Source organism: Paenibacillus sp. FSL W8-0186 (assembly GCF_037969765.1).
GTDB lineage: Bacteria > Bacillota > Bacilli > Paenibacillales > Paenibacillaceae > Fontibacillus > Fontibacillus woosongensis.
Map to the genome: position 1 here is coordinate 3359962 of NZ_CP150207.1, position 24463 is coordinate 3384424.

The 24463-nt window shown below is 44.7% G+C and carries 19 protein-coding genes and 1 riboswitch; of the genes, 15 read left to right on the forward strand and 4 right to left on the reverse strand.

Annotated features, from left to right (window positions below; all coding sequences use genetic code 11):
* Position 1 precedes the first annotated feature (1 nt).
* From MKX50_RS15190 to MKX50_RS15205, 4 genes are all read right to left on the reverse strand, one after another.
* Positions 2–1240, reverse strand: coding sequence for a bifunctional 3,4-dihydroxy-2-butanone-4-phosphate synthase/GTP cyclohydrolase II (locus MKX50_RS15190; RefSeq protein ID WP_213590582.1), 1239 nt, complete (start codon positions 1238–1240; stop codon positions 2–4).
* A 46-nt stretch (positions 1241–1286) separates the two neighbouring features.
* Positions 1287–1967: a riboflavin synthase gene (locus MKX50_RS15195; RefSeq protein ID WP_339157299.1), complete on the reverse strand. Its 681-nt coding sequence runs from the start codon at positions 1965–1967 to the stop codon at positions 1287–1289.
* A 33-nt stretch (positions 1968–2000) separates the two neighbouring features.
* A complete protein-coding gene (ribD, locus tag MKX50_RS15200) occupies positions 2001–3104 on the reverse strand; it encodes a bifunctional diaminohydroxyphosphoribosylaminopyrimidine deaminase/5-amino-6-(5-phosphoribosylamino)uracil reductase RibD (RefSeq protein ID WP_213590580.1) in 1104 nt (367 codons plus the stop codon).
* A gap of 318 nt (positions 3105–3422) precedes the next feature.
* Positions 3423–3599: riboswitch (FMN riboswitch) on the reverse strand.
* Positions 3600–3732: 133 nt separating this feature from the next.
* A complete protein-coding gene (locus MKX50_RS15205) occupies positions 3733–4014 on the reverse strand; it encodes a hypothetical protein (RefSeq protein ID WP_213590579.1) in 282 nt (93 codons plus the stop codon).
* Between the two features lie 515 nt (positions 4015–4529).
* Between MKX50_RS15205 and MKX50_RS15210 the strand changes: the two genes are divergently transcribed.
* The 15 genes from MKX50_RS15210 to MKX50_RS15280 all read left to right on the forward strand — a co-directional run bounded on the left by MKX50_RS15210 (position 4530) and on the right by MKX50_RS15280 (position 24447).
* Entirely contained in the window at positions 4530–4712 is a 183-nt protein-coding gene (locus MKX50_RS15210; RefSeq protein ID WP_213590578.1) for a hypothetical protein, read from the forward strand.
* Positions 4672–7419, forward strand: coding sequence for a hypothetical protein (locus tag MKX50_RS15215; RefSeq protein ID WP_339157300.1), 2748 nt, complete (start codon positions 4672–4674; stop codon positions 7417–7419). The genes MKX50_RS15210 and MKX50_RS15215 overlap by 41 nt, the downstream gene beginning before the upstream one ends.
* Positions 7416–8183 (forward strand): hypothetical protein, encoded by a 768-nt coding sequence (locus tag MKX50_RS15220; RefSeq protein WP_339157301.1) that lies wholly within the window; start codon positions 7416–7418, stop codon positions 8181–8183. Before MKX50_RS15215 ends, MKX50_RS15220 begins: the two co-directional genes overlap by 4 nt.
* Positions 8184–8339: 156 nt before the next feature.
* A complete protein-coding gene (locus MKX50_RS15225; RefSeq protein ID WP_339157302.1) occupies positions 8340–9065 on the forward strand; it encodes a hypothetical protein in 726 nt (241 codons plus the stop codon).
* Between the two features lie 13 nt (positions 9066–9078).
* On the forward strand, positions 9079–9873 hold the full coding sequence (locus MKX50_RS15230) for a hypothetical protein (RefSeq protein ID WP_213590574.1): 795 nt from the start codon (positions 9079–9081) through the stop codon (positions 9871–9873).
* Positions 9874–10012: 139 nt separating this feature from the next.
* Complete coding sequence (locus tag MKX50_RS15235) at positions 10013–10597, forward strand: hypothetical protein (protein ID WP_339157303.1); 585 nt, start codon at positions 10013–10015, stop codon at positions 10595–10597.
* Between the two features lie 21 nt (positions 10598–10618).
* Positions 10619–11047 carry a hypothetical protein gene (locus MKX50_RS15240; RefSeq protein ID WP_339157304.1) on the forward strand — a complete coding sequence of 143 codons (429 nt, stop codon included), beginning with the start codon at positions 10619–10621 and terminating at the stop codon, positions 11045–11047.
* 60 nt (positions 11048–11107) lie between these two features.
* On the forward strand, positions 11108–11866 hold the full coding sequence (locus tag MKX50_RS15245) for a phage tail tape measure protein (RefSeq protein ID WP_339157305.1): 759 nt from the start codon (positions 11108–11110) through the stop codon (positions 11864–11866).
* Between the two features lie 264 nt (positions 11867–12130).
* Positions 12131–17245: an NlpC/P60 family protein gene (locus tag MKX50_RS15250; RefSeq protein ID WP_339157306.1), complete on the forward strand. Its 5115-nt coding sequence runs from the start codon at positions 12131–12133 to the stop codon at positions 17243–17245.
* Positions 17246–17315: 70 nt separating this feature from the next.
* Positions 17316–20747, forward strand: coding sequence for a phage tail spike protein (locus tag MKX50_RS15255; protein WP_339157307.1), 3432 nt, complete (start codon positions 17316–17318; stop codon positions 20745–20747).
* A gap of 78 nt (positions 20748–20825) precedes the next feature.
* Complete coding sequence (locus MKX50_RS15260) at positions 20826–21323, forward strand: hypothetical protein (RefSeq protein ID WP_213590568.1); 498 nt, start codon at positions 20826–20828, stop codon at positions 21321–21323.
* Between the two features lie 44 nt (positions 21324–21367).
* Positions 21368–21985: a distal tail protein Dit gene (locus tag MKX50_RS15265; protein ID WP_213590567.1), complete on the forward strand. Its 618-nt coding sequence runs from the start codon at positions 21368–21370 to the stop codon at positions 21983–21985.
* Positions 21986–22000: 15 nt separating this feature from the next.
* The gene (locus tag MKX50_RS15270) at positions 22001–22636 is read left to right on the forward strand and encodes a hypothetical protein (RefSeq protein ID WP_339157308.1); all 636 of its coding nucleotides are present in this window, start codon (positions 22001–22003) and stop codon (positions 22634–22636) included.
* An 11-nt stretch (positions 22637–22647) separates the two neighbouring features.
* Positions 22648–23283, forward strand: a complete 636-nt coding sequence (locus MKX50_RS15275; protein WP_339157309.1) for a hypothetical protein — start codon at positions 22648–22650, stop codon at positions 23281–23283.
* A 12-nt stretch (positions 23284–23295) separates the two neighbouring features.
* The gene (locus MKX50_RS15280) at positions 23296–24447 is read left to right on the forward strand and encodes a hypothetical protein (RefSeq protein ID WP_339157310.1); all 1152 of its coding nucleotides are present in this window, start codon (positions 23296–23298) and stop codon (positions 24445–24447) included.
* Positions 24448–24463: the final 16 nt, after the last annotated feature.

A 24463-nucleotide genomic window follows, 5' to 3' on the forward strand; every position in this document is an offset into this window, starting at 1 on the left:
TTTAATTTCCCGATGTTTCGTTCTGCTCGATGACGTCAAAATGAAGCAAATGCCCCAGTTTCTTCTGCTTCGTATGCAAATAATTGCTGTTGTCCTCATTTTCCTTCATTTGGATAGGGACACGTTCCACGACTTGCAGACCGTAGCCCTCAAGTCCGGTAATTTTACGAGGATTATTGGTTAGCAGCCGGATCTGGCGGACGCCAAGATCCTTCAGAATTTGCGCGCCGATGCCGTAATCCCGCAGGTCAGCCGGGAAGCCGAGCTTCAGGTTGGCATCAACCGTATCCAGTCCTTGCTCCTGCAGCTTGTATGCCTTGAGCTTGTTGACCAGCCCAATGCCCCGTCCTTCCTGGCGCATGTATAGCAGGACACCGCTGCCTTCCTCTTCGATTTGCCTTAGTGCTGCCTCGAATTGCGGCCCGCAATCGCAGCGGTGGGAATGGAACACGTCTCCGGTCAGACACTCGGAGTGGACCCGCACCAGCACGGGTTCCTCGCTGCTGATTTCCCCTTTGACAAGAGCGACATGCTCCTTGGCGTCTACATCGTTCGTATAAGCGATCGCGCGGAACTCACCGTAGTCGGTCGGCATGCGTACCTCCACTTCCCGAGTAACGAGCTTCTCCTTCTCGTTGCGGTAATGGATCAAATCCTTGACGCTGATCAGCTTCAAGTCGAACTGCTTGGCAATCTGCACAAGATCCGGCAAGCGTGCCATCGTTCCGTCTTCCTTAATCACTTCGCAGATGACGCCGGCTGGATATGAACCGCACATCCGCGCTAGATCGACCGCCGCTTCCGTATGCCCTGCACGCCGCAGAACACCGCCTTTCTTCGCGATCAACGGGAACATATGCCCTGGTCTGCGGAAGTCGGAAGGCTTCGCGCTGGGATCCATGATCGCCTTCACCGTAAGCGAACGTTCATAGGCCGATATACCGGTTGTTGTGTCGACATGGTCGATCGATACGGTAAAAGCCGTACCATGATAGTCCGTATTTTGCGCGACCATCGGTTTTAAATCAAGCTCTTCCGCCCGCTCCGAAGTAATAGGCAGGCAGACGAGCCCGCGCCCTTCGGTAATCATGAAGTTGATGACCTCCGGCGTGGCCTTCTCGGCGAGTGCCACGAAATCCCCTTCATTTTCCCGGTCCTCATCATCGACAACGATAATGACTTTGCCGCGCATGAGCTCGTAAATGGCTTCCTCCACCCGATCCAATTGAATATCACTCATAATAGGTCCCTCCCTTTAGCTGCACGATTAATTGAAGCAATCTGACTTATGCGAACCCGTTCTTCATCAGAAACGGCATATCGATGCCTATTGAGGAGTCTTCAGTCTCGGACGGCTCACCCTCGTTATTCCCTTTACCGAATGCGAGCAAATGCTCAACATATTTGCCGAGGATATCGCATTCCAGATTAACGGTATCCCCCTGGCGTTTATGCGCAAGAACGGTTTCCGCCAAAGTATGGGGAATGATCGATACGCTGAAGATAGGGTCTTCCGCGCGAACGACTGTAAGGCTTATTCCATCGACCGTAATGGAGCCTTTAGGAATAATGTATCTAAACAGGGATTTCTTCGCAGGGGATATTTCGAAAACGACCGCATTCTGATCCTGCTTCACTCCCGTAATCGTTCCTACTCCGTCTACGTGCCCCTGAACGATATGTCCGCCAAAACGGCCGTCTGCAGCCATGGCTCGCTCTAGGTTTACTTTGCTGCCCGATCTGAGCTGGCTCAGATTCGTATGGCGGTACGTTTGCGGCATAACGTCTACCGAAAAGGATGAACGGTCAAATTGCGTGGCCGTCAGGCACACCCCATTGACAGCGACGCTGTCCCCAAGCTTCATCCCTTGGGTCACCGTGTTTGCAGATATGCTGATAACCATCGCCTCGCCCTTGCTTTGAACCGATTTGATGGCGCCTACTTCCTCCACTAGCCCGGTAAACAACGCAGCCCCCTCCTTCCATTAACTTCTGATTCTCTATTCGTTCCAAGCGGGATATCCCGAAATGCAAACATTATCGCCGATCTGCTCCACGGTTAAATCGTTTAAGACGACCGCATCCTTCATAAGTTCGAAGCCATCAAACACAAAGGTGCCTGGCGCATTCAGACCGCCGATGATTTTTGGTGCCATGAACAAAACAACTTCATCAACCAGCTTGCCATTAAGCAGCGATCCGTTAAGACGTCCCCCCCCTTCGACAAGCAGCGAAGAAATGCCGTGTTCGCCAAGCCTGCGCAATCCGGATTGAAGATCGACCCGCGGCCCTTTGCCGCTAACAATAACCTGGATTCCCCGCTCGGTTAACTGTGCCCGCCTGGCTTCAGAAGCCTTCTCCGTCGTCAGCACAATCGTCTGTACGGCGTTATCGCTGAGCACCTTGGCTTCATCAGGTATACGAAGAGTCGAGTCGACAATGATTCTCGCTGGCGAAATGCCAGGTACCGACAGCCTCGTTGTTAAAGAAGGATCATCAGCGATCACCGTATCCACACCGACCATAATCCCATGATGGCGATGGCGCATCGTGTGTACGCGCTCCCGTGATGCATCGTTTGATATCCATTTGCTGTCACCGCTTTTAGAAGCGATTTTCCCGTCCAGCGTACTGGCGGTCTTGATCGTGACATACGGCATCCCGGTCGTAATGAATTTGATGAATTTCCGGTTTAGCTTTATCGCCTCATTCCGCAGGACACCGACCTCCACCTCGATTCCGTTTCGCCGCAGAAGCTCTATACCTTTACCGGCCACTTGTGGATTTGGGTCTTCGCAAGCAACAACTACGCGGCTTACCCCGGCTTTGACCAGGCCTTCGCTGCACGGAGGCGTTGCCCCGTGATGGCTGCACGGCTCCAGCGTCACGTAAACCGTGCTGCCTTCTGCCGCCTCGCCGGCCATATTCAGCGCATGAACTTCCGCATGCGGAGTCCCCCGCTTCAAGTGACTGCCAAGACCGATGACAGCTCCATCCTTTACAATAACGGACCCAACCACCGGGTTGATGCCGGTTTGTCCCTGAGACCGGCCCGCCATGTCCAGGGCTAGTCTCATATAGTACTCGTCATTAATGATCTCCAAAATATGTTTCACCTCCACCCTGCTTCAAGCAACATCGGCAGCAAACAAATAAAGCCCCACCGGAATCCGATGGGGCATGAGAGCAAATGTACGCAAAATGAAAGCACACAAAGTTGGGTATGCGAAAACATAACGGAACATAGGGGCCAATCATCAGATAGCAGCCCAAGCCGTCGTCGCTCAACCAACTCTTTAAGTAATCCTGTTTCCAACATGACATGATTCTCATGAATGAACATGTCATTGTGAAAATTGGAACTTAAAGAATATGCTTTGATTATATTAGATATACTCGTAGTCGATACGTCATATATCCTGCGTCTCCTTCTCCCATCCAGACTATACTGTCGGTCCCGGAATCTCACCGGCTCAGCCGCAAGCTTCTTATGTAGCGCAAGCGGGTCACGGACTTGTACTAGCTTCAAACTCATTCTAGCGAGTCTCCAAGCAGTCATCACCGTCGGTAGGGAATTTCACCCTGCCCCGAAGTTAACGTTGGAAATATTTTATTGTCTTAAATGTGTTGATTAATGGCTTCGTAAAGATGTTACCACCAAAAAAAATAAAAAGCAAGGCGCTAATCTGCATGGACACCTTGCACAACCCTATTTTTCATTTGAACTTGTAATCATATTTGCTCAGAAAAATGATCCTTCAAGCAGCGATTGCTGTTTACAGTAAATACGTATTTCCACTCATTTCCTTCTGGTTCAAGCCACTCAAATTGATAGGAAATTTCATGCCCCGCTTTCTTGATACTGAAGCACCGGATGACTGTTTCCCGGTCATAAGAGTGATCTATTAATAGTTTCCCCACTTCAATAAGCGGCGTCTCAACCTCCTGATCAACACATTTATCCGCATCCGCTTTTCTCAAGTAGACGCTACCGCAATGGATACAGCTATACACAAGAGTCCTCCTCCCACTTCAATCAATTTTTACTTTTTTATTTTTAACCGGTTACGTTTGCGCAAAATGCTGTCAAATTAAACGGTTGCATTAATTCGTTAGTAGTAGGTACTAGGTAGCAATCTATTTGATGAACAGAATATCTCTAGCAATACTCAATTTCAAGCTATTATTTTCAATAGGTATGCAAAATTAGCACCTGAAACATAAAGAAAAAAACTAGTGAATTAATTTTTAGTAAATTTAAGGAATGATAAGAACATTTGTTTGCCTATTTATAAATTCCATGCTAGTATTACCTTATTGGTAACAAGGGATTACTTAACATTAAAACATGATGGAGCTGAGAACACAATATGAAATAACAGAAAATTTTGTTTATATCTAATGAAATCAATAACATTTCTGCTTTTCGGAGTACTTTTCTAGCAAAAAGGAATCTTAAAATTTATCGTGAGGCAACTATCTGATAATACCATTTCGGTAACATAAAAAAGGAACAGTGAGGTGAGTAGATGAAACGAGGACATTCACGGTTTAGCTGGCAGGACCTTTATTACGACGGCGATATCGATGAAAGATTCGAATTTTTTGACGAGGACATGCAGGAAATCATCATTATTCAGACCGAAGATCGTTATGCAGCAGGAGGTAATTATGTTGGGCAAACTATCAGCTTCTTTAAAATACGTCTTTAAAATACGTTCATCCAGGCTTCGGAAGGCCAAATGGAATCTTAATCTTACGATCGAAGAAGCGATGAGAAACGAAGAAATCGTAGCATTGGCGGATAGTACGGCGCTGCGGTTCATTTTGGAAATAGAACATCAAGAAAATCAAGATCCATACATATTAAGCATCCGGGATCAGATTCATACTTTAAAAATGAAGGATAACATAACCGCCAATAAAAAAAAGCTCAGCTCGTTATATAAAGAATTGTATGAAGCCTCATTCGTTTCCAGTTACCTAAGCGTCGTTATTGACAACAATCAGGACTATGACCGCTTAAACAGCAAAAAAGGCTTTTATATCAACGGGATACGATATCGAAGACTACTGGCAACGACAAGCGGTGCAAAAAATAGTACCGTTGTTTTTGTAAATAACGACATCTACGACGAGCTAATGAGAAGGATTGAGAACGGCAGGAATATGAACAAACCTTTTGTCCCTGCCAGACTTGAAGCCTATAAATCTCTAGTATGCAGTACGAGTACGCCGGTCCCCCATCCAAATGGAATTCTGGTCGTAAACGATTGCGAAACCTCGTTCTTCAGCAATGTCATTGAAATTGACGATTCGGTCACAAAGAAGTTTCCCAAGATGAGATACAAAGAAAATTATGACATCAAACTGAACGAAAGCGATGGTTATGGACTGATCCTCCCTTCCCTTAGCGAAAAATGGGCCAAGCAGCTTGGGGAAAATTATATGCCTAGCGGTTTTTGCATCAGAAATGCTTTTGCGAAAGGCATGCTGTTTACGTTCGATTTCCACGCTTTTGCGGAGCAGGTAGCTGAAAGCTATATCGTAAAGGATGTTTGGGGACATGAAAGAGACATCCGCCAGGCGGATATCGTTCTAACGGCCTCTATGCTCAAATTATGGGATTCCTATGATCATCTTGAACACTATCTCCATCACTGCCGGCAAAACAACTATACCTTCAGCGTTACCAAAGTGACTCCGGAATCGCTGGAGGATGAACGAAACCTTAATTACCAGTTCATTCAGTCGCTGGATCTGTCTGACGAGCAAATCCGGACGTTAATTACGCCGACCCTGGATGAAATCAATGATATTTTAGGACTCGATCCTTACAAGAGCATTTTGTATTTAAACGGTAAAAACATTTCACCAGATACATTCCACAAGAAAGGCAATGATTTCTCCAAAGCCCTTATGGCTGATCCTAGCATCATTCATGATCCATTCATAAGGAATAAAATTTACGGAATGATCAGGAAAAGAATGAACGACGCCAAGGTCGGCGTAATAAAAGTAGCCGGAAATTTCTCTACCATCTCAGGCGATCCCTTCAGCCTCTGTCAGAGCATGTTCGGAATGGAGGTTACGGGACTGCTTCCTGCAGGCTCCTTCTATTCAAAATACTGGAATGACAGAAACGTCAGCCAGGTCGCCTGCCTCAGGGCGCCGATGACCTGCGCGGAAAACATCAGAATTCTGCAACTGGAAAATACACCGGAAATGAATTACTGGTACAAATATATGAACACGGTCACGATTTTCAATTCATGGGACACCACAACCCATGCCCTGAACGGAGCGGACAAGGATGGTGACGCCGTCCTTACTACCAATAACAAGGTGCTGCTGGACAGCATTGAGAAATTGCCTGCCATCGTATGCGTCCAGAAAATTGCCGAGAAAAAAATCGTAACCGAAAAAGACGCCATCCAAGCGAACAAAAACAGCTTCGGCGATGAAATAGGCAAAGTCACAAACCGGATTACGTCCATGTTCGATGTCCGTGCCAAGTTCCCGAAAGACAGCAAGGAATATAAAACACTAACCTACCGTATTCAATGCGGTCAAAATTATCAGCAGAACGCGATCGATAAAACGAAAGGCATCAATAGCAAGGACATGCCCAAAGAATGGTATGACCGCCATGCTGCCGAATCGTCTAAGGATCGGGAGATGAATCTGCGCATCCTCGCTGACAAGAAGCCTTATTTTTTTGGATACATCTATCCCGAGCTGCAAAAACAATATCGCAGTCATATCAAAGCCTATGAAATGAACTGCTTGGAAAGATTCAGAATGAGTCTTATCGAGCTCATAGCCAAAGAAGAGCGGACAGACGACGAACAGTTATTTTTGCAAAATTACTACGACTATATGCCCCTCTCCATCACCGATTCCGTCATGAACCGGTTATGCCGGATGGTTGAGGATGCTTTCGATCCCATCAAGGAAGCCGCTTCAAATACAGAATTTGACCACAGCATTTACAAAACAGCGAAGCCCTACTCTAAAAGAAGCTATCAGCAATTAGCAGAGGTGCTGGAAAGGTATCAGGAAACCGTTAAAAGTCATGCCCTCTCTGCGAGGAAAGCTAGAATGACGGAGGATGAAGCACAGTCCGCCAGAATGATCTTCAAGCAATCCTTCAAGCAGGAAGTGTACGAAAAATGCAGCAATACAGAGGATGTGTGCAATATTCTTCTGGACCTCTGCTATAGCAAAAATACGACCAAGCAAATCGTTTGGGACATTTGCAGCGACCAGATCTTGCTCAATTTGCTGGAGAGAAACGGTCATATCATCACTTATCCACGGCTGGACCTTGGGGGGAGCATTTCCTTCGGCGGAAATTGGTTTTCGCTTGAAACCGTAAAGTTAAAAGATCTTGGTGATAAGGAGCTGAAACCCGCATGAAATTGATCATTAACGAAAAAGAGCTGGTTCAACAGGCGCTGACAGAAGGTTATATTCATCAGAAAATTTCTAAAACCATAACCTGTTTAATCAAACACTACTATTCGCTTGGTATGAATCGGTTGGAGGTTCGCGAAGAGATTGAGCTTTTCATGAAAACTCATTATCCCCACTTTAACAGCATCAAATGGCAGGATACTTTAGACCGGTGGGTCAAAACGATTGAAAAACAAGATCATTCGCTTCTAGAAATCACGGAAATCGTCATAACGAATAAAGAATTGGAACATATCAAGAGTCTGAATAGTCTCGTTCATGAAAAGCTCGCCTTCGTCTACTTGGTGTACGGCAAAATTTTCAACAAGATGAACGGCAATGACTCCTATTGGGTGAACACGCCGCGTAGCGACATATTCAAAGATGCCAAGGTGACGGCGAATAGCGTTAGGCAGGGGCTGCTCGTCAATGACCTTATCACGCTTGGCGCAATTGAACCGACCTTGAATACCAAAAAGTTGAGCAAAAGAGTGTTGTTTGCGGCGGATCAGGACACAGCAGGAGTTATCGTTAGAGATTTCAGAAATTACATCTACCTCTACTTAGAGTGGCGCGGCGATAAGATCATTAGCTGCAGAAGCTGCGGCATTCTGCTTCGTCCAACCTCCAATCGCAAGAAGTACTGCAGCGAATGCTCCCGGGCCAAACAAAAGGAATGGCAGCGGAATAGTATGAAGAAAATAAGGGAACATACGTTCGTGAAGTGATAGAAAACTCTCTTAAACGTTGATACATCAAGACTTTAACGGTATCGAACCTAATTTGTATTAGTGATAGGAATTGTAATATTCCTTTGAGATAAATATTTTGCTTTTAAGGAGGTGCTTAACTATGAATCAATCGGAAGGGATGGAGCCGCCGAAATGACCCATGAAGAAGACATTCATCTTGCTTTGCTGGCGAATGAGCCGGTGTTCGTCACAGATATCGGCTATATTCGCTCACCGAAGCTGAGAGATGTCATTAAGCTGGGATACAGCAGCTACATGGAATCCCTGTCGTCTCTATTGTTTGACAAGTCACGAATATCCGGCTTGGGAGAAGTGCCTGAATCTGCCTTTGTACTAGCGTGTTATTTCTTCATGCAGAACGATCACTTCCGAAATTCGTTTTCCAACGGGATCAGACTTCTATTACAAAAAGAGATCGAGCTTGTAGATGCAGAGAAGGCTCCCTATTTCCACCTAGGAGATGGGATGACCCTACACGAAGGCAATTTTCAACGTTTCCAGGAGATCGTGAAAATCGCCAACAAGGCTGAATTAGCCAATGACAAGGAAGACTATAATCCCGGCAATTCCAAGGCCAAAGAGATGATCGAGAAGCTAATGAAGGGCAAAGCGAACAAGCCTGCCAAGAAACCGGTCATGAATTTGCACAGCATCATATCGGGCCTGTCCTGGAAATCAACCAGCGGCATAAACATCCATAATATTTTTGAGCTAAGCATTTACCAATTCTACGACGGCTATTACCGGCTTGAAAATATCGATCATTACAACAGTGTCGTCACTGGCATTTATACCGGCAATATCGATGCAAAAAAGATTAATATGCAAGAAATCAATTGGACAAAAATCATTTATTAGGAGGAATTTTTTTATGGCAGTTACAAATAGATGGGCAGTACGGGACGTTGCAACAGCATCATTTTTCGATATCGAAACAGGAAAGCTGAAGGTTAAAATCGACACACTGAAAATGTCTAACATTGAGAACACCGCTGAAACGGTATATGCCGTTGGCGGAAGCGGCAATCCAAAATTGGTTGGCTTCTCGGGCGGCCGTTCTGCAAGATTCGTGCTGCAGGATGCCCTATTCTCCAACGAAATGCTGGGCATGCTGCTTGGCAATGAAGTTACTTCCAGTGCAAAGAATGTCATTAAAAATGAAGTATGTGTGGTGAATGGAGATACCGCTACACTTACATATACGCCGTCAAGCAGCGGAGCGCTGGTTAGCGTGAACCTGCTCCATGCGGATGGAACAGTGGGCAAATCCTACGAATACGTTGCCTCGGCACCAGCCTCGGACAGCTATACCGTAAGCGGCAAAGCCATTTCCTTCGCGAGCGGCGAAATTCCGGATCAAAGCAAAATCATCGTTTACTACGAAACAGCGGCAAGTCCGGATACGAAGGAAATCCGCGCATCCTCCGATAAATTCGCAGGCAGCTTCAAGCTTGTGCTCGACGTACTCGTTCGCGACTATCATCTTCAGAAGGATTTTGCTGCGCAAATTACGGTCGACAATGCAAAAATTGAGGACAACTGGAACCTCAACATGCAGCCTGACGGCGAGCCTTCCGCACTGGATATTCCGATGGAGGCATTGAAGCCGGCCGACTCCCACGATCTGTACGTAATGCGAATTTACGATGAGGAAGATTTGGCGTAAGAAATCCGGAGGGGCTTCCCCCTCCTCCCTTCTTTCTTCTCATCTTAAAGATAGTGAATGCGCCCTTTGCTCATTTTCAGATGAAAAGAACACAGCTCATCACAAATACAAATGAATAAGAACCTAGGAGATGGTAAATATGGCGACTAAAACGACCAAAACAGCTAAAACATCAGCTAGCAGCAAGAAATCCACGAAACCGAATAAAGTAAAAGATACTAAACTAACGTTAGATAACTTGGTTCAAGATGCAGATAAATACGACAAGCTGCATCGGGTCAGCTTTGAAGACGGCCGCTATACAGAGGTGCATGCCTGCTTCAGGCCAACGCGGATCGATGACATGCTCGTTCATTTTTCTGAATTCATTACCGAGTACAATCGCAGATTTTCCGAGCTGAAAGAGAACAGATTAATGGATTATTTAAGCCTTCATATCCTGTTATTCTTCTCTACCCTAACGGAGCGAACCGACTATTCCTTTGAGGAAAAGATCGATATCTTCCATAAAATGCTGGACAGCGAGCTGGCCGAGACCATTTTTGAGCATTTTGACAAAACAGAAATCCAAAAAATCTACTCCCGTATTTGGAAGAAATTCAGCATGTACGAGGAATTGGTTCAGGACAATAAAGAGCTGCAAAGCGAACTGCTGGATTATATTGAAAATGCGAATTTAAAAAATACAGACGTCATCAAAAACGTTCTGATTAAAAACAACTAAATGCCAAAGGAGCGAATCGCTTTGAAGTTTTTCATTCATGAACTGGAATATATCATCTCCTTTCTGTACCGTCTGAAATTGCTGGATTTTAGCTCACGTATGAGAACTCGCTTCATAAAAATTTTGGCGGAACGCTTTCAGCAATACAAGGAAGAATATTTGGACCTCGTGATGGAGCACTGTGTACTAGACGACGATGGTCAGCCGGAAATTATTACAGAGGGCGAGGTCCAGCGATACAACATCAAAGACCTTCAAGCGTTCCAAACGTCTCTTGCCCCCTTGCTGAATGAGGAATTCGTCGTCGAGATTACAGACAACAACCGGAACATGCTGAAGAGCGTTGCCTACGCCGTGCTGCATTGCGGTCTGGAATTCACAGGCGACGATCAGTTCAAATACGATGCTTTAGCTTCAAAATTTGAAGAACTCAATCTGGACGAAATTTAATATACATTTTGTAGAAATGGCCATTGGTTGGTCATTTTTTTATTTAAAGGAGTGAGAACCATGGCAAATGATACGAAAATTCTAATTACCGCCGATATCAACATAAATCTGTCGATCGCCGCGCTGAATAAAGCCATAAAAGATATTGAAAAACACCCGTCTTTGAAGAAGATCAAGATCACCATCGAAATCGACAAGCAAGAAAATGATAAGGTCGGTAAAAGCTTTGGCCAAGCACTAAAATCTGTTTACAAACAAACGCATGCTTTCATTAAAAATAACAAGGCTCTCCTGAAGCAAGGTATGCAGGATATTATTAAAACCATTCTTGAGGTCGATACGCAAATCACGCAGCTTAAACGGGTCATGAACGAAGGAACGGATTTCGAGAGCATGCTGCGCGGAAGCATTCAAACGGCAAATGAGCTGGGACATTCCATCAGTGAAGTGAATAACCTAATGATCAAGATTGGCCGCATGGGCTTTGACGAACAGCAAACCCTTGCGCTCACCAAAACGGCCACCCTGTTTCAAAATATCTCGGAGCTGACACCGGATCAAGCGATCCAGACAATGACGGCAGCGATGTCCGCGTTCAATATCGAAGCGGAGGACAGCATTCTAATTGCTGACAGGCTTAACGCGGTGGACAATAAATTCTCCGTAACAAGCCAGGATTTGGCCAGCAGCTTAACCCAGGCCGGAACTGCGGCTAGCAACTATGGAATTTCCATGGAAAAGCTGATCGGTGATACGACAGCCATTTCCATGGCCACGCGTGAGAGTGGTGAAGTGATCGGTAAACTCGTTGCCGCCTGATCAAGTGATTGATTAGTGAAAATCTCGACTAATGGACTTGGAACTCCTATTTTCAAAAATAGGACAACAAGGGGCAAGTTTAAATACAGCCTGAACGACTAAATGTCGAGACATCTTCCCTTCTTGTCTTAAGAGCGAAGATGATGCGATAGTCTGAACACACTAGCAATAGTGTGAGAAGCGGTCGAGTGTAAAGACACTCCTAGAAGCACCGTTTCCGCTGCACTTTTCGGAAATAGGATAGTGCAGTCTGTAGGACGCCATATGTCCGAAAGTAACAGCCTGAACTCACTAACCACGATTTACTCGCGCCTGACGACACTCGGAGAATCCGAACAGGTACTGAACAGCATTGGCATTTCCATGAAAGACATGAACGGCAATGTGAAGAACGGATCTGCGGTTCTGGACGAAGTGGCCGGTAAATGGAGCAATCTAAGCAAGGAGCAGCAGTATAATACCGCACTGCAATTGGCCGGTCAGTCCCAGCTCTCCCGATTCATCGCCCTGATGGAGAACTATGACACCAGCACGAGAGCAAGCGAAGCGGCCCTCTACTCTCAAGGATCCGCTATGCGGGAGAATGCCGACTACATGAACTCCCTTGAAGCCAGAGTCCAAACAATGAAAACCGCCTGGGACACGCTCGCCTTATCGATGGGAAATGCCGTGATCAACGACTCAATTATTGGTGTAACGAGTGTATTAACGGGTTTGATGAAGGTACTAACCTTTAGCATTGACAAAATTGGTTTGCTCCCTACCTTGCTAGGAATCGTTGGTACTTCGGCTGCCACGGTAAGTAAAAACTTTAGAACAGCCACGATTGCCGTATTAACGCTTGGTCGAGGTATGACAACGCTTGGAGTGTCTGCAACAGCAGCAAAAATAGCCCTGAGAGGCTTAATGGCAAGTACAGGAGTTGGACTTGCTCTAGCTGCATTAGGTTTTGTACTTGAGAAGGTCGCCAATTTATTTGGGAGTGCCAAAGAGTCTCAGCAAGAGTATTTTGATAATTTAAAGCAAAATATTGCGGATACTGAAAGCAATATCGTATCCCTTGAGAATTTAAGTAAAGCCCTAAGTGACCGAAGTAAGTCTCAAGAAGAGTTAAATAAGGCTCTTGAACAAACTTCCCAGTCCGTCCCGGATATCATCAGTCACTACACTGCCGAGGGAAAAGCTGTTTACAAATCTAAAGCAGAAATAGATAAACTTATTGAGTCTGAAAAGGCCCTAAATCTAGAGAGAAGCAAAAGATTATATCAAGAATCAACGGAATCGCTAAAAGATTCCGCGAAAGATATCACTTCAAACAAAAAAAAAGTTGGAAAACTGCAGCAGAAACATGACTACGCCTCAGCTAGGGTTGATGCACTATTATCCGCCGAAGAATTCATTAATGATAATAAAAAAGTTTTCGACGAGCAGGATGCAAACTCTAATGAATATATTAGGAAAGTTCAGGAACTAAACGATAAAATTGCTAGTATATTTAAAGAAAAAGGCCAGTACGTTGATGAGGGCTGGCTTTCTAAAGAAATATTAGGTCATGGCGGCATTACTCAAGCAGTTACTGTGGCCAGATCAGAACTGGGCAAACTGGATGGAGAATTCCAGGATGCTAAAGGCAAGTATGATAGTGCATTAAAAGACTTTACGGATCTTTTTAAAACTTATAATAACAACCTCATCAATGAAACAAATGTAACAGATAATAATGTCAGGCTGTTTCTAGACAATCTGAGTAACTCCTTTTCGAAAACAATGAATGTTACGAAGTCCAATTCTGATGATTTGGTTTTTCAATATGAAGACTTGGCCTCAGATATCAACCAGTATCTAAAAGAAAATAACATAGATCTGGCTCAAGCAATTGAGTCAGGGAACACCGCTGCGATTATTGAAGATTTAAAGTTAAAATTCCCTGATTATATTAATGTTCTTGATGATCTGGCCATTTCTTTAGCCGAAGCAGCCAAAAATACTCAAGCAAGCTTGCCGATATATGATGAAACCGGAAGGGAAATTGGCAGAATAGCAAGCGCAGCCGATGCAGCAGCTAGCAGCTTCCGTGGATTAAAGGAAGTTCTTGGGGAAAACAACGAAGTCATTGGATTTACCGGTTACTCAACTAATACCGAAGGTACGATCGGTTATTTGAGCGAGTATTTGCAAGATGCTAAAGAAGAAATGAAACTTTTGAATGACGCTGAGATAGAGCTCGAAGACGGCCAGTCTCTCTCCATATCGACGATAAAGAAGCTGAATGATAAATATGGCGATTTTGCTGATGTAACAAAAATGAGTCGTGAAGAAATCCTTCTTTTCTTGCAGGCTCAAAAAGAAAAAAGTAAACAAACATTAAAAGATGATATTAAAGATACTCAAACTTTGATTGATAATGCAAACGAGAGAATTAATAAACTTAAAGAAGAACGTCAGGCATTAATTGATAAATATGCTGCTATGGTAGAAAATGGTTCAATGAATGAAAACCAGGCTGAAAAGCTGATAATCAACCAAATTGCAAAACAAAATGCTGCAGAATCTGAAGTTGAAGACGAGACTGTCAGACTCAAGTTATATAAAGCTGCTCTCGACGAGCTTACCAAGACACAAAATTCAAACGAAAAAGAAAACAAGAAATCCAAAGAAACCTTTAAGGAAACTACAGAGGTTCTTTCAAGGCTTCAACAGCAAATAAATGGCGTAGACGACGCAATCAAAAAAGTTAACAGCCAGCGTGAACGATACGCTAAACATTCTCAAAAGTATCGTGATTCGATAATTGCTGAAAATAAATTACTTGCTGAAAAAAATAGACTTTTAGAAGAAGGTGTTAAAGACCCTTCTAAGTTGCTGCCAGTCAAGCAAGCAGTTAATAGTTCTGGAACTAGCAACTCGTCTAGCGACCCTATCAATAATATGCTTTCTGCTGCTTCCGGTTTGCAAGGTACTTTTACATATAAACAAGTTTCCGGTAAATTCAAAGGCACTTATGAGGAATTCGCGAAGCAAGCCGTGTCGGATTGCTCCCAATTCGTACAAGAAATGTTCGAGGAGTTTTTAGGAATCAACCTCCCTCGTACAGCTGCTGAACAAGCCAAACAAGGTGCAAAAGTTGATAAAGCAGACTTGCAAAAAGGGGATCTTTTATTTTTTAATACTACGGGCGAAGATAATTCTCACGTTGGTATTTACAAGGGTAACGGCGAGTTTATCCATATGGGTGTCAAAAGCGGGTTAAGTACTCAAAAATTGGACAGCAAATATTGGTCAGAAAAATACCAAGGTGCAAAAAGGGTAACTAGCCGCAGCTCTTCCAGTGGTGGCGATCATTCACAAAAAGACCTCAACGAAACAGGCAAACAGGCTGCTCAAGAAATAGCCGATAATAATGCCAAGATCTATCAAGGTCAGCGGGATTATCTAGAAAGTGTCCGCGCCTACTATGCAAATTTACTAGATATCGAAGACGACAAAATCCACAAATCGCAATTCAAACAGTCTAATTATACTGATTACTCTGAGAATTGGAGAAAATATGAATCTGATGTCGTCGGTAATTTAATTCAAAAGAGAGAAATAAAAAAACAGGAATATCAAGAGTTTCAAAATACGATTGATGCAAAAGGATTTGAGCGAGAGCTTTTTGAAGCCGATCTACGAAAGCTATTACAAGAAATTGATGATATTACACTAGAGATTGACGGTAAAAATCTCGGCATCATCAATAGCAAGCTTGATGAATTTAGCGAAAAAGCCTCTAATGTTAATAAGGAGCTTGAGCTTTCTAAAGCTAGAATGGCACAAGTAAATGAAAATTCTTCTGAATACTCTAAAGAGCTGTCTCAGCAAATTTCGTTAACCAGTCAACAAATCGACATTAATGAAGAAGCCATCAAATATCTTGAAGAGCAAATACAAAGCGAACAGCTGTCGGCTAAAGCCAAAGAAGAATTAACAAAAGAACTTCATAACTTAATCATTGCTAACTATGAATATAACAAATCCATCCAGAATATCAGAGAAACCTACGCCGATCAGATCATCAGCAACTTCAAGAAAATGATCGAGACACAGCGCGATTTGGAACTGGATACCCTAGAGAAACGCACCAAGGCAGAAAACAAAAGACACGAAACGTTCATGCAGAACATCGATGACGAAGATAAACGGTTTGAAGAGTATATCAACAAACAAATCAAGCTGCTTGACCGTCAGAATACCGCGGATGACTATGAAACCGAACTGGAGAAAAAGCTCAAAGAGCGGCAAAAGATTCAGGAAAGCCTGAACAAATGGTCCTTGGATCAATCCATGGAAGGCAAAGCCAAACGTAAAGAATTACAGGACCAGTTGGATGCTGCAGAGGAAGAGATCGAGCGCTTCAAATTAGAGCGTGAAAGAACCCTCACCAAAGAAGGCCTGCAGGATCAGCTGGATGATCGTAAGAAGTATACGGAGAAAGTCAAAAAGGATCAAGATGATCTTCATAAAGAAACACTCGAGAAAATCGATAGCGAGAAAGAGAAAACGCAGCAAAAATATAAAGATCTTCTCGAAAATGAGAAGTATTTTTATGAAATGAAGAAAAACCTGCTCAGTCAGGATGCTCAAGTTGTTGAAGCAACACTCAATGAACTAAAGGGCAAGTACAATATATTTTTCTCTATACTCAAGGATCATGCATTCGAGACTTCCCAAGCTTTCGAGAACCTGAACTATGCTATGCAATTGGATTTTGATAAGCTGCTCAATTTCCCTATAGGGAGTAACAGTAGCTCTAATAATGGGAATAATAGCAATACTGCCAGCCCCAGCTCTCCTGCCTCCCCTGCTTTTACAGCAAAAGAACTGGAAATTATCGAAATCATGAAAGGCAACAGTAAAGCATGGGCAGCAGCAACAAATCAGAACAGAAAAAATGAAATTGCTGCAGAAAACCTGCGGCTCGGAGCTCAGATTGGAGCTACACGCGACGATAAAACCGGAATATGGTACAAAAATGGCGTCAAATTATACCATGACGGCGGAGAAGTCGGAGTAGCTGGAACCACGACTCGAACCTGGTGGGAGAAAATAAAGAGCACCCTGAAGCCTAACGAAGAATTAGGCATTCTCAAGACAGGCGAAGTTGTCCTGGATAATCCTTTGCAATTTGTTTATAATTTTGCCGGCGAAATGTCCAAGAAGCTCTCTCTCCTCTCTCCGTCCAGCAGTACGGCCAATGCGGTTCAGGCGGTCTCTGGCGGAGGCGTCGCGATCGATACCGTTATCATTCAAGCCAATGACCGCGAGACGGGAACCAGCCTGCTGAACAAGTTCGAATCCGCAATGAACAGGTCCATTAAAATAGGAACGTTTAAAAAATGATATGCTGGCAGAGCCGCTTTCCGATCCGAAAGCATGCTCTGCTTTTTGCGATTTAGGAGGTATTATCCACGTGCTCGGAGAGATCGATTACAACTTAAAGCCGATACAACCGCAGTATTTTCTTTGTAAACCAAACCGTGAAATCATTGGCAAACTGAAACATATTTATAATGATACCATCCAGGAGCCGCTTAACCAGGTTGGCGAACTAGAATTCACCATCCCTTTGCAAATCGATTGGCACCATAAGCTGATCAGTAACAAATATGCCGAGCTCATCCGTGAGAGATATTTGATTAAAGTCGTCCGCGGCCAGAAAATCGACTGGTTTATCGTGGTCAGCCTGTCCCAAGCTTCCGAGAATGACCAGGAAAGCATGACGGTAAAATGTTATTCCGCCTATCACATGCTGACTGACAAAATGATCAAGAGTTATAGCGTCGAGGCGTACTATTGCCGGCAGGTGCTGACGGATATGCTCGCTAATACCGTATGGGACATCGATTATATCGATGCCGATTTCGACCTTTCCTATCGTGCTTTTGAGTTTCAGTCGAGTACAGTTCTGGACGCTATTTATTCGATTGCTGACAAATATAATGCCATCGTCGAGTTTAATACGGATGCAAGAACGTTAAGCTTCAAAAAGCCGGAATTGTTCGGTCTCAATCGAGGCCTTACGTTCAGCTTCGGCAAGTATCTCAAAAGCATGAATAAACAAACTTCGGCCGACCAAATGGTGACCAGGCTTACAGCTAAAGGCAAAGATGATCTGACGATCCATCACGTCAATCCAACGGGTCAAGGGTACGTTGAGAGCTTCAGCTACTTTGTATACCCTTTTCGCAGAGATGACCAGCGAACGGTCCTCTCTTCTTCTTTTCATATGAGCGACTCCCTCTGCCACGCCCTGCTTGATTACGAAGAGCTTGTGCAATCGAAGACGGGACTGATTGAAAGCTACATTAAGCAGCGACAGGGCTATGGGGATGAGCTGAATCAACTAGACATTGACCACAACAGGCTCAAAAACAACGAAAAAGTCATAACAGACACGATGCTGAGCCAGCAATTTGATGGCAAAATGTTTTTCGAAAAATATGTGCATACCGGAAGCTCCTCGCACACTTTTGAAGTAAACAGCACTTATGCCTATGCCGTATTGTTCAAAGCCGATAACACAGCTGGTCTATCTGTCTATCTCAATGGGCAGCTTCGAAGCCTGCCCTCCGGACAATGGGCTATGCTTGGCAAAGTGAAGGACGTCGCCTCCATTCAGGTTGCGCTCCAAGGGGGAAATACAGGAGTTTTCATCCAGGTAGCCAACATAAGCCTCGACGAATGGACCGGTTCAGGCAATGAGCAGACCATCGTGGAGAGATACAGCCTGGATCACAAGGAGAATCAGCTGCGGCTGAAGGAAATTGAAATCAACAACAAAAAGGCTCAAATCGCAGATATCCAAAATGAGATCGATGCCGTTCAGGTTGCTTTAGCAGCCGACAACAACTTCTCCCCTGCTCAGCTTCAGGAGCTGAACGAGTTTGTCATAGAGAGGGAGTTCAGTGACGATGTATACGTCGACGAGCATGATCTTTATGAAGCGGCTCAGGAAAAACTGCGAGAACTGCAGCAGCCTCAGCTTTCGATCGATATCGATATCGTGAACTTTCTGGAAATCGTCGGCGAGCAGCGCAATTGGCATAAGCTTGTACTCGGCGATTTTGTAAATATCAAGTACGAACCTACGGATACATATGTCACGGCGCGGATTGTAAGTATCAGCTACGACTACGAAGGCCAAGAAATCAGCCTCACCCTATCCAATATTAAAGACGTCAGCGACGACAGCAAGGATATGGAGAAATTCATCCAGAACTCGACCAATACGAATATCATCGTTGACGCCAGCAAGCATAAATGGGGCAAAGCCATCGTCGATGTGTCCGAAATGTCGCAGTTGTTCGAGAACTTCTGGAACAAGGTCACCAATGATATTAATATGGCCTCCAATGAACACGTTGTGATCGACCGCAAAGGCATTACGATCATCGACCCTAATGATCCTTTAAGATTTCTGCGCGCAACCCATGGCGTATTGGGTTTGACGCGTTCGGGCGGATTGAAGTACGAGACTGCTATCTCCCCCGACGGTGTGATTGCTGAAATGGTGCTTGGTAAAATCATCCTCGGCCAAAGGGTCGTCATCGGCGATACGACAGGAGTTTTTACGATCGAAGGCTCTCGGCTCATGATCGATGACCGCTGTGGCCGGGAAGTCCTCAAGCTTGGCTTGCTGTCCGAATCCCCGGATAAGTTCGGCATTTTTGTAAATCGTTATGCTTCTCCAACGGACTGCAACAACACAACGATCCTGAACCGGGTGAATATTACTGCCGATGAGGGCCTTGTACTAGAGCGAAATCGTAATGGTTCTTTCCAAAAAACGCTCTATACCTCCACGGACGGGGATCTATATATGATCGGCAATTTGCGGGTTGGTGAAGATGAGCGAGTGTTCATCGCCGACCGCAATGGGATAAGCGTGGGCGCGAGCATTTGGGATAACGCCCCTTTTCGTGTAGACATGCTCGGCAATTGCTGGCTGGACTCTTTATTCGCTAATAACGCTGAAATAAAAAACTCACTATTCAAAGATGGTCATATTGAAGGCTCCTCCCTCGTATTGCGTGATGCGCTTGGCGGGGTTATCAAGATGTATCCTGATCATGGACTTTGGTTTGGAGCGGAACAGTTTAACGATGCCATTGCTAGCATAGCCATGGACGGCACGGCAAAGTTCAAGAAATTAATCGTTACTGATGGACACAACAAACTATTGATCGATAGCGAACAGAAGAAGATTTTCATGAACAACTGGGATATCGTAGGCGCCGGTGCCATTGACACGGATCTGCTGTCGGCCAACATCGTAACTGCAATGGACGGCTTTGTCACCGATCTGACAGCATCCCGAATGACTACCCTGACCGGTCAGATCCGAGAAAGAGCAATGGATTACATCCGGATTGACGGCCATACGCAAAAGTTCATTAGAGGAAATATTAAACCTGGTTCTGCTGTGCATAAATCCCTCCCTGACGGCAGACTGCTCTATTGGATCAACGCTTCCCAAAGCGGACAAATGACAACAGAGGTAACGAGTTGGCCGGTCATGACTTATGACATGGATGAACGGGACAAAATGATCATTGGACTAGATGGTGATGAAGATCGCGCTACTCCATTTATTCAAATGGGGATTGGGGACGGGAATGATGGAAGCATGGGCGGCAAATCACGAATCGATAAATACGACGGCGGATTAAAAACTTCCTATCATTCCAGCGGTTCGGCGATCGAAAGAAGCATCGATCTGGCCGACAACGGAATTACGATCCAATCGGACGGCCAGGGCCATATTACGATAAAGGCTCATAGTATTAAACTAGAAGCTGCTGGCACTATCAGTTTTTCTGGAACTGAGTATGTATTCACATGATGATAGATTTAACCTTTAAAAGGGGCATCTTATATGGCTTTTTTTCTTACTCTATTATGTTATAGGAGGTAATTTTAAATGCCCGGAGTCACCATTAATGGATCTGAGATATATGAGGTTATTGCACCTGGACATGTGACATATAAGATTGAAGAATATATACCAAGAACTTGCACTGGAGGATATGACGAGAACGGTAACTGTAGAAGATATAGCGGTGGATACTGGACAGAGGCCAACCCTAGCACTGGGAGCATAGATGCTAAAATTACGGGCTATATTTCTGCCCCTTCTTCGAGAATGAAAGTTCAAGGTAGTAATATTGCAAAAGTTGGGGATATAACAATTGAGCAGTGGGAGGCAACCTCTTCTATTCCTTCGAGCAATGATTCTTATCGATATACGGCCACTTCTCCAACTCAAGATAGTGGTCAAGGACAGATTATCTCTGGAAGCACCAAGGGGAAATTAGATGGTAAAGCCATTGCTTTGATTGGCTCTACCGTACAAACCTGTATCCCTGACGTAACTACCACCATCAAAACAGGAAACGAAAAAATGAAATTCAGCAGTTAAAAATAAAATATTTCAAACAATAACCTTTTATCCTTAGAAAGGAGGTGTTCTATATCACTATTCGCGATTCGTTATATTTTTCATACGCGGGCAGAGTGTCGGCTGAGTTTGGCATCTTAAATGTCAGCCTAAGCGGCGGCGGGATGTCAGAAGAACCTTTGGCGGCAAGCCGTGAAATCCATGAGGTCTCCATCAAAGGAAGAGATCAGCCCTATTTTCAAGGCATAGAGAAAGATCCTCTGCGATTTAACGTTTCTTTTGCTTTCCAGGAAAGATTTAATACACAAAAGCTGAGGGAAGTGGCGAGATGGCTGACCGAACACGATTACTACCAGCCGCTATTCTTTACGAATGACTTAGGCGTGGAGCCTGAGAAAATTTACTATGCCTTGGTCGTGGATGAACCCGCATTAGTGCACAATAGCTTGCAGCATGGCTACATCACGCTTACCTTTCGCTGCGATTCACCCTATGCGTATTCACCGCGCATTTTATCCAAGAAATACGATTGGACGGACCAATCGTTTACAAACCGGATGAATCATTTTTCAAATCATATGCACGAGAGAACCGCTGTTGATCCTGCTGGCCATCTCGTTTTAAATCCATCAAAGACAACATGGGCGAATATTCCTTCCGGCACGCGCTGGACCGACCTGTAAGGAAAGGAGATTGCAATGTCAACACTAACTACTCGTTTAGGACTCATTAAGCCGGAACATTCGGATGAAACACATCAAACCATTTTTGATTTAAGCCAAAATTTCGACATCATCGATGCGGCTGCGGAAAGATATGCACCTGCACCGCCCACAAGCGGAATTCATACGATCCGGGATCGGATTTGGAACGACCGGCCAGCAGCGGGATCATATGCCGGATGGATCTGCACGCGTACAGGAAGAGCTGCTCCAGCATGGACAGGCCTAACCTCCTACTCGATTGGCCAAACTATCGTCCCTACGGCAGAAAACGGACATTACTATGAATGCATTCAAGCCGGTTATTCAGCTGTGCAGGAACCAGCCTTCCCCGTGACCAGCGGAACTGAAGTGGAAGACACCAAAGCAGCAACGACCTGGACCGCTAATAAGGCTTATGCTCAGAACGAAATCGTGTTCCCCACAATCGATAACGGTCGTTTCTATGTTTGCACTGTAGCTGGTGACTCGGGGATGTTTGAACCGGTGTGGGCAACCTCGAATGGCTATATTACGAATGACGGAACTGTCGCCTGGTCAAGCTATCGCATTGCCAAGTGGCGTGAAGCTGGGGTCTCGACCATGTTCCGTCCATTTGGAAAAATAGAATAAAGGGTGATGATATGAATTGGCTGCAACTAGGCAATCTGCAAGGCATTTCGACATCTCCCCCCTTCACTGTACCTTTACAAGTGGATGGCGCACTAACAAAAGTTTCGTGGAAGTCCTCTTCCCCGACTGGTTCGAAAATCATCGTCCAAACCAGGCTTTCTTTTACTAAAGGTGCGGACTGGACGGAATGGAGAATTTGCACCAACGGTGGAGCTATTCCTGACCTCTCCCCCACCGATAAAGTAGATCACCTGCAAATGATGTATAGAGTCATCATATCTTCGCCGGATTACGCTGCCGTTCCAGTATTTGAGGAGATTACCTTCTCCTATGAACCTGTAATCGTCATCAATAATACTGGAGATGTGGATTGCAAACCGGAAATTTGGATTACCAAAGAAGGTAATGGTGAGTTTAGCATCGTGAACCTGTCCAGCAAAGCTGAGGAATTTAAATTGACCGACCTTATCGATCAAGAAACCGTCTATATCAACAACGAGCAGGAAGACATCGAAACCAGCTTGGCATCCACCTATAGATACTCAAGCTTCAATGATAACTATTTAAGTTTGCCTGTAGGCTTGAACATTTTGAAATTATCTGGTAATGCCAATATCCAATTCAGGTACCAATTCAAGTACTTATAAGGAGGTGATTCAATGCCACGACTGCAAACGCAGTTGCAATACAACGATCCGTCGATCGTCATCTGGCGTGACCCGCCGTATATCGACCGTGCGGACTCTCTCCCGGTCATTAATGGCATCATTACATTGTTAGAAATTCCTTCGTCCCAGGACAGAGTTCGCATCGTTGGAATGGTTGAGGTACATATCGAGGACTTTATCCATAAAAATACGCTAGAGCCGGATGAGTTCCACGTCAACTACGGAAACGGGCAAATTCAGTTCCATCCGTCCCATGAAGGAAAAACGCTACTCTGCGAGTATAAGGGCAAAGGGCAAATTCTGCTCCCCGCTTCCCGGGTGTACGCCATGGTCGAACGAAGTCCCGATATCGTTAAAACGCTGCAAGACATTATTGACGAGATGCTGCATCATCTCAGCCAGTACAATTCGAAGCTTGTTGAGATTAACCATGCTATAGCCGCGGCGACACAGGCTGCGGTAGGAGCCAATCTTTCCGCGGATAATGCCAACAAAGCGGCTCAAACGGCCTTAAATGCCGCAGACCAGGCGCTTGTTGTCATTCGGGATGCCATGAAGATCTACAAGGCTCCAGTTAATAATTACGGCGATCTGGCGACAACCTACCCAAGACCTGAGCTGGGATGGACGGTCATGGTTCGAAACACAGGGAACATATACCGCTGGGACGGGTTCAGTTGGATTCTCATTGAGAATTTTACCCAAATGGCCTTCCCTATTGCCTCAAGAACCGTAAATGGATTAATGAGCAAAGAGGATTTTATTGCATTCCATGATAAATTAGAGCTTAAAACTTTAATGTTCCTGGTAGGAAAACCGAAATTAACAGGCGTTCCGCCGCTAATCAGCTCTTTTCCTTTTGCCGGAGAAATAAAAAATGTTAAAGCATTCTGTCTGCATAGCGGCTCATTTCAGCCCACCGAAATTGAAATACAAAAAATCTCCGAGGCCAATTTCAAAAACAATGGCATCTGGGACAATATTCTAACCGATAATATCAGCTTTCCGGTAGGCAGTTTGGAGTCTAATACGCACACAGTTTCAAATCATAGAGTTAATGCCAACGACTATTTCAGGCTTAATATAACGGACCTGGACTCCGAGATTCATGGTATTACCATTCAAATCGATATACAAATTTAACACTCTTTTAGAGTGT

Coding starts and splice junctions, on each gene's coding strand:
- MKX50_RS15190 (WP_213590582.1), bottom strand. CDS start 1,240: ATGAGTGATATTCAATTGGATCGGGTGGAGGAAGCCATTTACGAGCTC.
- MKX50_RS15210 (WP_213590578.1), top strand. CDS start 4,530: ATGAAACGAGGACATTCACGGTTTAGCTGGCAGGACCTTTATTACGAC.
- MKX50_RS15215 (WP_339157300.1), top strand. CDS start 4,672: ATGTTGGGCAAACTATCAGCTTCTTTAAAATACGTCTTTAAAATACGT.
- MKX50_RS15220 (WP_339157301.1), top strand. CDS start 7,416: ATGAAATTGATCATTAACGAAAAAGAGCTGGTTCAACAGGCGCTGACA.
- MKX50_RS15225 (WP_339157302.1), top strand. CDS start 8,340: ATGACCCATGAAGAAGACATTCATCTTGCTTTGCTGGCGAATGAGCCG.
- MKX50_RS15230 (WP_213590574.1), top strand. CDS start 9,079: ATGGCAGTTACAAATAGATGGGCAGTACGGGACGTTGCAACAGCATCA.
- MKX50_RS15235 (WP_339157303.1), top strand. CDS start 10,013: ATGGCGACTAAAACGACCAAAACAGCTAAAACATCAGCTAGCAGCAAG.
- MKX50_RS15245 (WP_339157305.1), top strand. CDS start 11,108: ATGGCAAATGATACGAAAATTCTAATTACCGCCGATATCAACATAAAT.
- MKX50_RS15250 (WP_339157306.1), top strand. CDS start 12,131: ATGTCCGAAAGTAACAGCCTGAACTCACTAACCACGATTTACTCGCGC.
- MKX50_RS15260 (WP_213590568.1), top strand. CDS start 20,826: ATGCCCGGAGTCACCATTAATGGATCTGAGATATATGAGGTTATTGCA.
- MKX50_RS15270 (WP_339157308.1), top strand. CDS start 22,001: ATGTCAACACTAACTACTCGTTTAGGACTCATTAAGCCGGAACATTCG.
- MKX50_RS15275 (WP_339157309.1), top strand. CDS start 22,648: ATGAATTGGCTGCAACTAGGCAATCTGCAAGGCATTTCGACATCTCCC.
- MKX50_RS15280 (WP_339157310.1), top strand. CDS start 23,296: ATGCCACGACTGCAAACGCAGTTGCAATACAACGATCCGTCGATCGTC.